Here is a 10,396-nt window from a genome sequence, read left to right on the forward strand (position 1 = left end):
GCTGATCCTCCCGGTCCCAATGCTGACAGCTGATCCCCGCAAAATAAGCAGGAGATGTCGCATATTAAGGGCTGTAAACTGATGTGACGCGAGATGGCGACTTTCTCCCGAAGCGTTAGGTTTAATCTACGCATTGGTTCGGATTTTTCGATTTTACGTTTTAGGGTGGCCGATTAATCCCTTGCCCGCTTGATGTGGTGAGCGGGCGGCGGACCTCCCGTTCGTCTGGACGCAAAGCTTGGGGGAAGTGCATGCGTCGTGGGAGTGATCGGGTTTCGGGCAAACTCGGGTTTTTGTGTGCGACAGCGATCATCTCGTTGGGAACCGACCCTGCGGTGGCGCAAGTCACGGTCGTTTCGGCGCACGAGGAAGAGGAGGGGCCATCCGAAGAGATTGTCGTCACGGCGGGGCGGCGGTCGCAAACTGTTCTCGATGTACCGTACAACATCACCGCATTGAGCGCAGACACATTGTCGAGGACGGGTGCGTCTTCCGTCAACGACGTCATCCGGCTCGTTCCCGGACTGGTCCAGAACGATCAGGGGCCAGCGCTATACGGCAGCGGCAACAACGTCGTCATGCGGGGTCTGAATGCCCAGTCCCAGAGCCGGATCGGCACGGGCGGGACGACGCAGACCGTGTCGCCTGTGTCGACCTATTTCGGCAATGTTCCTGTCTTCTTCGCACTCACGATGAACGACATCGAGCGCGTCGAGGTGCTGCGTGGCCCGCAGGGTACGCTCTACGGTTCCGGCTCGGTCGGCGGCACATTGCGATTCATCCCGAAGAAGCCGCAATCTGGGCAATTTCTCGCCGAGGCGCGTTCGGGCTTCGGCTGGAGCGAGCGTGCGGGTTCGCCCAATTACGACCTCGGCGCCGTTTTCAATCTTCCGATTTCGGGCGCCATCACGCTTCGTGCCGTCGGGGGATACCAGCGCCTGGCGGGCTTCATCGATGCCGTAGGACTGGTCGCGACGGACACCCAAGATCCCTTCGGCATTCCAAGCCGCCGTGTCGCGTCGGATATCGCCAGCGGTTTCGTGCTCGCCCCCCGCAAAGATACCAACAGCTCCGCCAGCTGGTTCGCGCGCGGGACGTTGCGCTGGGAGGCGAGCGAGGCCGTCGTCGTCGATCTGACCTATCATCATGAGCGGACGGCGGTCGACGATGCGCAGTCCGTCAACAGCTTCTGGCAGGGGCAGACGGTCGATTACAGCGTCGCCAACTTTCCCGGCTCCAGAGGGCGAAACCGCGATACGACCACTCCGGCGGGCGGGCTTTATCCCAATGGCGCGACGTTCCTGCCGGATGGAGGAAAGTATCGCAGCACAAGCTTCATCAGGCAATATAATGATCGTGATGTTGATCTCGTCAGCCTCGATGCCAGTATGGATCTTGGCTTCGCGACGGTCACGTCGACAACGACCTATGCCGACAACCAAGTGGATTTCCTGACCAATAATACGGATCTTTATCTGAACGTCTCGAACCCGGCTGGCGGCTATCCGCTGGCCTCATTCTACAATTATTATCCCCGGCTGATGGCCCCAACCCTTAACGAACGCCGCAATCGGGTCTTCACCGAGGAGCTTCGATTGGCTTCCGAAGGTTCGAACATCATCGATTATGTGGCCGGGGTCTATTATTCCAAGGACCGACAGCGGGACATCGTCCATCAGTCCAACCCGGGAATCTTGGCATTTTCCAATGCCACGACCCGCTTTCATGCGAACCCTGAAGCCGGTGACCTGAACTGGCATGCGGACCGGCGGATCACGTTTGAGGAAAAGGCGGTTTTTGGCGAGGTTACCTGGCATCTTACGCCCAAATGGCAGGTTACGGGCGGTGTGCGCGTATTCTGGCAACGCTTCGCGAACAGCTATCGCCAGGAATACCCCATATGCGGGCTATATTGCGGGGATGGCTTTTCACCTGGCCAGCAACGGGGCGGCAGCTTCGTCTCTCGGACGCGGTCCTTTCACCGCGCGATCAAGAAGCTCAACACATCCTACGAACCGAGCCCTGGCATAAGGGTGTACGCGACCTATTCGGAGGGCTTCCGGCGCGGGGGAGCCAATACGGTGGCGAATAGCGGCAATTTCGCGTCGTTACCGGCCTACCAGTCGTTCGAGCCCGATTTCGCCAGGAATTACGAGATCGGATTCAAGGGTTCGGTGCGGCGTCGTGTTGATTTCACACTGGCTCTTTTCCAGATCGATTGGTCCGCTTTCCAATTCGAGGCGCTGACGCCCTCGGCGATTCCCGCGGTCTTCAATGGTAGTGAGGCGCGCAGTCGCGGGGGCGAGATCGAATGGACGGCGCGGGTGAGCGACGCGCTCACCTTATCGGCTGGCTATGCCTATACGGATGCGCGGCTCACGCGGTCTTTCGAGATCATCGACCTGCCGCAATATGGCGGCAGGCCGATCGTCGCCATCCGTGGTGCTGCGGGTGCGCGACTCCCGGCGACGCCCCGGCATTCGTTGAGCGGTTTCATCGATTATCGAACCAGCCTGCGAGACAGCGGTTGGACGATCGGCGCCAATCTCAATGCGTCCTATCGCAGTTCCATCGTCGCCGCGCTCCCCAGCGCTTCGAGCTTCTTCTATTCGATACCCGGCTATGGCCTGGTGGGGAGCCGGTTCACGCTGGACAAGGGCGGGGCGTGGGGCGTCGATCTGACGGTTCAGAACCTGACGAACAGCCTGGCGCGATCGAGCGGCCCGCCCGCCCAATATACCGGACCGTTCAGCTTCGCGAATATCGCCCGCCCAAGGACGATCACGCTCGGCGCACATTGGCGGCTATAGGCCGAGTGCGGCAGTTCTTCACAAAGCTTCGTCCCGGCGGCTGGGCATCGTTCGGACGACATGCGGTAAAGACATCGTCGCGTCGCCAGAAGGGGAGGGGCGACCGGATGTGGGCAATATCGGATCGGGCCGTGCGCTGGTTGCTATTGCTTCTGGCGGCTTGGTCGGCCGCTCCCGCGCCAGCCGAGCCAGTCGGTTTGGCGGACACCGTCTATCTAAATGGGCGGATTCATACGGTCGATGCGGACAACAGCGTCGTGCAAGCACTGGCTGTCAGAGGCGGGCGGATCGTCTTCGTTGGGGACGATGTGGGTGCCCGACGGCTGATCGGAAATGGGACGGTCGTCGAGGACCTACAGGGCCGCACCGTGTTGCCGGGTCTGGTGGACGCCCATATGCACCCTTTGGGCGGCGGCGCCATCTTGCGGCAATGCTACCTCAATTATGAGGCGCTCGCGGTCGCCGAGTTGAAGCGTCGCATTCAACGGTGCCTCGACACTAGCAAGGGCACCAGAGCGCATCGGTGGTTGATCGCTTCGGCATGGTATCAGGGTGGAACCCTCACTGGCGGTCGTGCCTTTGACCGCGCGCTCCTCGACGAACTGCGGACGGACCGGCCGATCGTGGTTCGCTCGTCGTTCGCGCACAGTGTCGTCGTGAACAGCAAGGCCTTGGCGCTGGCGGGCATTACGCGAGCAACGCCGGACCCTGCGGGGGGCAGGATCGCCCGGGACGCTTCGGGGGAGTTGACCGGCCTGCTGGAGGACGCCGCGCAACGACTGGTCGAGGATCTGATACCGCCGCCCTCTGCGACCGAGGATGCGGAGTCGGCGCGGGCGGCCCTGCGCGTCATGGCCGCGCAGGGGATTACCGGCTTTCTGGATGCGCTCGCCAGTGAGCGGACCATCGGGGCATTCGCCGCCGTCGAGCGGGCAGGCGGACTGACCGCTCGGGCGAATTTCGCGGTCTTCATCAACCCATCGAAGGCGGCTGCGGACGAGGCGAAGGTCGTAGAGGATGCGGTGGCGCTGGCGCATCGGTTCGATCAGCCAGCCTCCGGGCCAGAACCGCAACTGGCCGTCAGAAACGCCAAGATCATGTTGGACGGCATCAGCACCGCGCCCGAAAATACCGGCGCTTTGCTGGAGCCTTATCGCGTCAATCACGGAACGCTCGCGCGACCCGATTGGCGACCGGGTACGGACCGCGGACCCGATCCCCTGTACGTGCCGGCGCCGCTCCTGCGCCGATTGGTGGTCAGTCTGGCAAGGCATGGCCTGGAGCCGCACATCCACGCCGTCGGCGATCGTTCCGTGCGGGAGGCTCTGGACAGTTTCGCGGGTGTGCGGGCTGCATTTCCGGACAGGGACATCCGGCTGTCGATCGCGCATGCCGATCTGGTCGACCCGACGGATTTCGCGCGGTTCGCGCAACTCGACGTTCAGCCCACGCTTTCCTTCCAATGGGCGAAGCCCGCCCCGGAATATGAGCGTTCGCGCGGGTCGCTGGGCGAACGACGATCCGCGTTGCTCGAACCTGCCGGCTTGTTGAAGGCCAAGGGGGCCAGGATCAGCTATGGCAGCGACTGGCCCGTCGACCGTCTGAATCCCTGGTTTGCCTTGCAGGTTGCGTTGACCCGACAGGCGGATCGATCTTCGATACCGTATCTTCCCGGACGCCTTGGCATAGATCCGGGCTTATCGATCCTGGAGGCGATACGTGCGATGACCATCGACGCGGCTCATCAACTCCATCAGGACCATCTGACGGGCTCCCTCGAAGTCGGCAAACTGGCCGATCTGATCGTTCTGGATCGCGATGTGTTCGGCACTGCGCCTACGGAGATCGCAAAGGTTGCCGTCCTTCGGACCATTGTCGGCGGTAAGACGGTCTATCGGCTCCGATAAGGCGCTTTCATTTCGATCGATGAAGCGGAAGCATGGCAAAATGCCGGTTCAGGTAGAGGCGGGTTGCCCGTGCCGCAGGATAGGCAGTCCTCAGGCTTTTCGGGCCCATTAAGCCACGCAGTTTCATGCGAAAACCATGTCGAGCGGTGGGGGCGGCGGCCGAATGGGCTGCAACATCGTGACGGCCGCGCCCCGGTGGCGTCGCTACCACGCGCATTCATCCCGCTTTTACACCATTGTGAACCCTTTGTAACGACCATCGGCTTTCAAACTCGATCGATCTGCCCCACCTGATTGCCTTGCATCAATCGATGGTGTGAAGGCGTGGTACGCCAACGTGTACGGTGTGGATCAAGGTTCCGAAACATCAATGCGTCAAAAAATATGTGACGGGGTATCGGAGAGAACGCCGATATTTCGATCCACGAAACAGAGGCGTGTCATCGCGATGACACTCATTCAGTAAAGGCCGCCGACAATGGATAGCCTGTTGATATTAAGCCATTTTATGCGATACAAAATAGCCAATAATGTAACTTTGTGCAAGCCTTTGTTTAAAACTGAAAGAAATAAGCTATTGTTACGGCTGCGAACCGTCCTCGAAAACTATGGTTAATAAAATCTATTCTCCTTTTATTGCTGCATCTTCGCTGTTTGGTATACCGCTTAGTCTTTCCGAAGTAGGGATGGCCACAGCCTGCGATGCACCGTTTATGCGGGCTCAAGACATGCTCCAGCTTGCTTACCACCTCTCCGGACGCGAGTATGTTTGCCCCACATTCGCGCCGCGAGCTGGCGCTCTTCGGGGCCCATCGCACTGGTGTAGATTGCCGTCGTCTTAATATCGGCATGCCCTAGCCAACGCTGGACAAGAGTTAACGGGACGCCGGACTGTATCGCCTTGACGCCGAAGCCATGGCGCAATCCCTTCGGGGTCGCATGACCCCCGCTGATCCCGGCAGCATCCATAACTTCGCGAATTCGGCGATATCCCGTCATTCGACACCATGGCCATAGCAGGTCGGTTTTCGCGGGGCGCTGATCGAACCATCGTTTCAATATCTTTATAACATTGGAGGGGAGAGGTATTGCACGAAATATCGTCCTGCCCCGCTTCTTCAGGCACCGGATCACCACCTGTTCCGATACGAAGTCGATACTGTCAGTCGTTAACGATAGGGCTTCCGATATACGACAACCGGTAAAAGCCATGACAAGGCAAAATGCCCGAACCTCTATCGAGTATTTTCGGGTCGCGCTGATGAAATGTTCGACCTCACTGGCGGTGAGATATTTTCTGTTACCATATTTGGTAAAAATGCCAGTGTTCATTTAACGAAATTCCGCCGACATCGTTTCTATCCTTATCGTGCCTATTACCCCGTAGCCGGCGATCATGCCTGTCCAGGGGGCTGTTACACTTTTGGCTAGACCGTCACAGACTCGAAGGGCCTCCGCCCGTCGATCAGGGGCGAAGTCATGGGGCAGTCATATCTCGGGGAAGTGGGCGCCGTGGCTTCGAGCGCCACGCTGTCTCGCCTTGATGCGGCGCGAGTGGCGCTTGCAGGGGCTCATGCCGTGCTGCGGATCGAGAATATCCGGCATATCGAGACGGCTTACGGCATCGATGCCGCTGGCGAGGTGCGCCTCGGGCTTTCGGCGGCGCTTGGAGATGTGATCGGCCATGGCGGAACGCTGATCGAGATCGATCCCGGACTCTTTCAGCTTCTGGTCTTCGACCGGGAGGAAGTCGGGGGGCAGGCAGGTGGGCGCCGCATGGCCTGGCTCGACCGGCTGTGCAAAGCGGTGTCCGCGACCGTATTCCCGTCGACGGCGGGACCTCTCCACATCTGGCTGAGCGGACAGTGGATCGACCAAACGGACGACGAGGATGCGTCGGTCGCGGCGATCGCCCATGGTTTTCTCGGAGAGCAGGTCGGCGGCGTCGGAGGATGGGCGGCACGTTACCGCGCCGACATGACCCTGGTGGGCTCGTGTCTCGGGGCGATCGAGGCGTCGCGATCCGCCATCCCGTCACGGGCGGGCCCGACGGAGCTTCATCTGGCCTGGCAGCCGATCTGCGCCGCACAGGACCCGGCGACGATCCTCTACCGGGAGGCGCTGCTGCGGGTCATGACGGCTGCGGATGTTCATGGTTCGCCGCATGATACGATCCAGGCGTTCGAACGGCTCGGCTTTGCGACGCTTCTCGATCGTTACGTGGTCGACCGCGTGATCGAGGAGTTGGAGCGCTCGCCCGATATCGTGCTGGGCGTCAACATCTCGGCGCAAAGCGCGCGATGGAACGGTGACTGGGAAGAGATTTGCGCGCATTTCGCGGCGCATCCCGGTGTCGCATCTCGGCTCATCCTGGAGGTGACGGAAAGCACGCCGATCGCCGATATCGACGAGACGGCGCTGTTCGTGTCGCGCATCCGGCGGATGGGGTGTCGGATCGCGGTCGATGATTTCGGCGCGGGTCACGCCTCGATCCGGCAGTTGCTCGCATTGGCGCCCGATATCGTGAAGATCGATCATGTCTTTCTGCGGCGGGCGGTGGTGTCGAATGCGGGGCTCGAAACCCTGACCCATATGGTCGCACTGGCGGGGTCGATCGCGTCGACGGTGATCGTCGAAGGTATCGAGGATGAAGCCGACCTCGAACTGGCCCATGCGGCCGGCGCCGAATGGCAGCAAGGTTACCACTTTGCACGTCCGACATGCGGCATGCCTTGGCGTCATGCTGCCAAGCATCGTTCGGTCGGTATTCCGGGGTTCGCAGCGACAGCCGCAAGGGTCGCTCATCTGCATAGCGCGGCGCAACTGCCGCGCGGGAGGGCGCTATGACCGCCCTGCCGTTCGCGATCGCTGACGGGCGCAATCCGGCTCCAGCTACGCCGGTCGCCGGCGTCCCTCAGCCACCGGCTTGTCCGGGGACGACCATCTCGCTGTCGGACCGTCACTGGCGGACCAGTGGCCAGTGCCCCCTCGGCCTCGCTTGAGCTCAGCGCGCAGCGCGGTCCGGCGCTGCGAACACCGCCAACACGGACTTCAAACCACTGATTGTGATCGGCCTGCGTCGTGATGAAACTGACTTGTAGACTACTGCTTGCCGGAACCGCGCTCTACATCGCCGGGCATGCCTCGGCACAGACCGCTGTCGAGCGCAACCTTCCTCCCGTGCCGCAGCCGCCCAAACAGAGCGTCGAGGTGCAGGACGCACTGCCGGCAGAAGCGGATACGACTCCGATCGGCCCGGCGCTGAAGGCGCTGGTTCTGTTGGATCAGGGGGAGGCGTTGCGCGATCCGGCGACGCTGACGCCGGGCGTTCACGTCTCGAACGTCGAGGCGGTCGATCGGGCGCGTGCGACGTCGGCCCTCAAGCGGTTTATCGGCCAGCCGCTTTCCCGGCAGCTTATCGCGCAGATCCAGGCCGAAGTGGCACGGCTATCGCGCGCCGCGGGCCGCCCGTTCGTCTCGCTGAGCGCCCCCGAGCAAGAGATCACGACGGGCGTCTTGCAGCTCCGGGTGACCGAGTTTCGTCTCGACGGCGTGAACGTCCGAGGCGTGACGCCGGGCGAGGCCGTGGCGATCAAGCGGAACCTGCGGCTCAGCGTGGGCGCGCCCGTGAACAGCCAGGATTTGCAGGAGGATATCGACTGGATCAACCGCGATCCGTTCACGCCGGTCTCGGCGCAATTCTCCCCGGGACGTGAGACGGGTCGCACGACCCTGAACCTCCTTTCCCAGGCTCCGGCGCCGGTGCGTGTCTATGCCGGCTGGTCCAACACCGGCGCGAGTTCGACCGGTCTCGACCGCTTTTTCGTCGGCACGATTTTCAAGCTGCCGGGCCTGACGGGGGCCTACGGCTCGTATCAGCTCACCGGCAGCGGGGATTCCTGGCTGCGCAACGGCTCGGACTTCTACGCCAAGGAGCCGCGTTATCGGGCGCAAGGCGGTCGTCTGTATATCCCGACTCTGCCGCGTCAGAATATCGAGTTCACGTTCAGCGATGCACTGACCAATCAACAGTACAACAGGGACTTCTCGTTCCGCCAGCGGACGACGGAAGCGACGCTGGGTTATCGTGTCGCGCTGTCGACGTTCGGACTTGCCTCGACGTCCGGCGACGTCGTCGTCGGATTGGAATCCAAACAGCAGCACCGGATTGCTTATTTCGGCGATCGACTCGTGGTCGATCTTACGGCGAATTACTGGCAGGCACTTCTCGGCTATTCCAAGTCCTGGGCGAGCAACACGGGCAGCCTGACCTTTGCGGCCAATCTGCATGTCAGCCCCGGCGATCCGTCGTCTCGACGCAGTGCCCGACTGGCCGCGTTCACGGACGGTCGCACGAAGGACGATCGGTTCAGTTACGGCACGCTCGATCTGACGGGGCAGAAGCGCCTGCCCTGGGGCCTCGGCTATTCGGGCCAACTGACCCTGCAAATGTCACGTAGCGCACTGCCACTGCCGGCCCAATTGGGTCTGGGCGGTGACGGTCTGGTGCGCGGCTACACCCCCGACGAGGGGGCGTTCGATACGGGGGCATTGTCGCGCAACGAACTGCGGCTGCCCGCCATCGCCCTGCCGCAAGGCACGCAGGGACAGATGGCGCCCTATGTCTTCCTCGACGCGGGTTGGGGGCATGACAATCAGAAGAAGGTCGACACCTTCCTCGCCTCGGCCGGTCTTGGCGGCGACTATCGGCTCGGCTCGCATTTCTCGCTCGGCGGCAATTCCGCCTGGGTGCTCCGCAACGGTCAACGGACGCGCGTCGGGGATTGGCGCGTGCAACTTCGATCCACCGTAACCTTCTAAGAAAATAACGGAAAAGGCAAAGTCATGGGTAACATCGAACTGTCCGGCTCGCAGTATCTCTACGAGAAGCCCGAAGCCCTGCATTCGCGCGATCACGCAGATCTGAAGTTCGTCGTCGACGATCGGCTTCTGGCGAAGGTCGGCGCGGTTCAGGTCGTGCCACTGCTCGTCGGCGAATTTACGCAGGCCATGCATCATTACCCGATCGTGTTCGGCGGTCCGGAGAAGACGCCGATGGCGATCCTGGGGATGAAGGAGGGCCAGAACCTCTTCATGAACGACGGTCGGTTCGAGGACGGTGTCTATGTGCCCGCCTATCTGCGCCGCTATCCGTTCACGCTCGCGGGCACCGAGGGCGATGATTTCGTGGTGTGCATCGATCGCGATGCGCCGGGTTTCGAGGAGGGCGGCGACGGCCAGTCGCTGTTCGAGGGCGACGAGCCGACCGAATTCACCAAGAACGCGATCAACTTCCTCAACGAGTTCGAGGCCGAGCGCAAGCGCACCCAGTTGTTTGTCGAGGTGCTGATCGAAGCCGATCTGCTGGAAGTGAAGCATACGGTCACGGTGCCCGCCGACGGATCGGAGCGTGAACTGATCGCCGACTATTACGGCGTATCCGAAGAGCGGCTGCGGGCGCTGCCCGACAATCAGCTGGCCAGTCTGGTCCGGGCGGGCGCGGTGGTCGCGATCGACGCGCACCTGCTTTCCCTCAAGCGATGGGATGCCCTGATCGCGCGACGGGATCGCGCGTCGGCTGATCAGGCTGAGCCGGAAAAAGATCTGGAAAACGCAGAATAAGACATTGGGCGAGTGCTCCCTCTTCTTCTGACTGACTGAACTGTTCCTCGATTGATG

The 10,396-nt window shown here is 61.6% G+C and carries 6 protein-coding genes; 5 read left to right on the plus strand and 1 reads right to left on the minus strand.

The genetic code is table 11. The features are described from left to right. Positions 1–197: 197 nt before the first annotated feature. Both SM191_RS06050 and SM191_RS06055 read left to right on the plus strand, forming a co-directional pair. Positions 198–2,810, plus strand: a complete 2,613-nt coding sequence (locus SM191_RS06050) for a TonB-dependent receptor (RefSeq protein WP_341505387.1) — start codon at positions 198–200, stop codon at positions 2,808–2,810. 131 nt (positions 2,811–2,941) lie between these two features. Then, on the plus strand, positions 2,942–4,717 hold the full coding sequence (locus SM191_RS06055) for an amidohydrolase (protein WP_341505388.1): 1,776 nt from the start codon (positions 2,942–2,944) through the stop codon (positions 4,715–4,717). A 711-nt stretch (positions 4,718–5,428) separates the two neighbouring features. On the opposite strand, the gene SM191_RS06060 is transcribed toward SM191_RS06055, so the two are convergent. Beyond that, on the minus strand, positions 5,429–6,049 hold the full coding sequence (locus SM191_RS06060) for a tyrosine-type recombinase/integrase (protein ID WP_341505389.1): 621 nt from the start codon (positions 6,047–6,049) through the stop codon (positions 5,429–5,431). A gap of 180 nt (positions 6,050–6,229) precedes the next feature. On the opposite strand from SM191_RS06060, the gene SM191_RS06065 reads away from it, so the two are divergent. From SM191_RS06065 to SM191_RS06075, 3 genes are all read left to right on the plus strand, one after another. Continuing rightward, the gene (locus SM191_RS06065; protein WP_341505390.1) at positions 6,230–7,564 is read left to right on the plus strand and encodes an EAL domain-containing protein; all 1,335 of its coding nucleotides are present in this window, start codon (positions 6,230–6,232) and stop codon (positions 7,562–7,564) included. A 237-nt stretch (positions 7,565–7,801) separates the two neighbouring features. Further along, positions 7,802–9,538: a ShlB/FhaC/HecB family hemolysin secretion/activation protein gene (locus SM191_RS06070; protein ID WP_341505396.1), complete on the plus strand. Its 1,737-nt coding sequence runs from the start codon at positions 7,802–7,804 to the stop codon at positions 9,536–9,538. Positions 9,539–9,562: 24 nt separating this feature from the next. Next, positions 9,563–10,339 (plus strand): SapC family protein, encoded by a 777-nt coding sequence (locus SM191_RS06075; protein WP_341505391.1) that lies wholly within the window; start codon positions 9,563–9,565, stop codon positions 10,337–10,339. Positions 10,340–10,396: the final 57 nt, after the last annotated feature.

The sequence above is a fragment of the Sphingomonas sp. 2378 genome, from assembly GCF_038084995.1.
Classification (GTDB): domain Bacteria; phylum Pseudomonadota; class Alphaproteobacteria; order Sphingomonadales; family Sphingomonadaceae; genus Sphingomonas.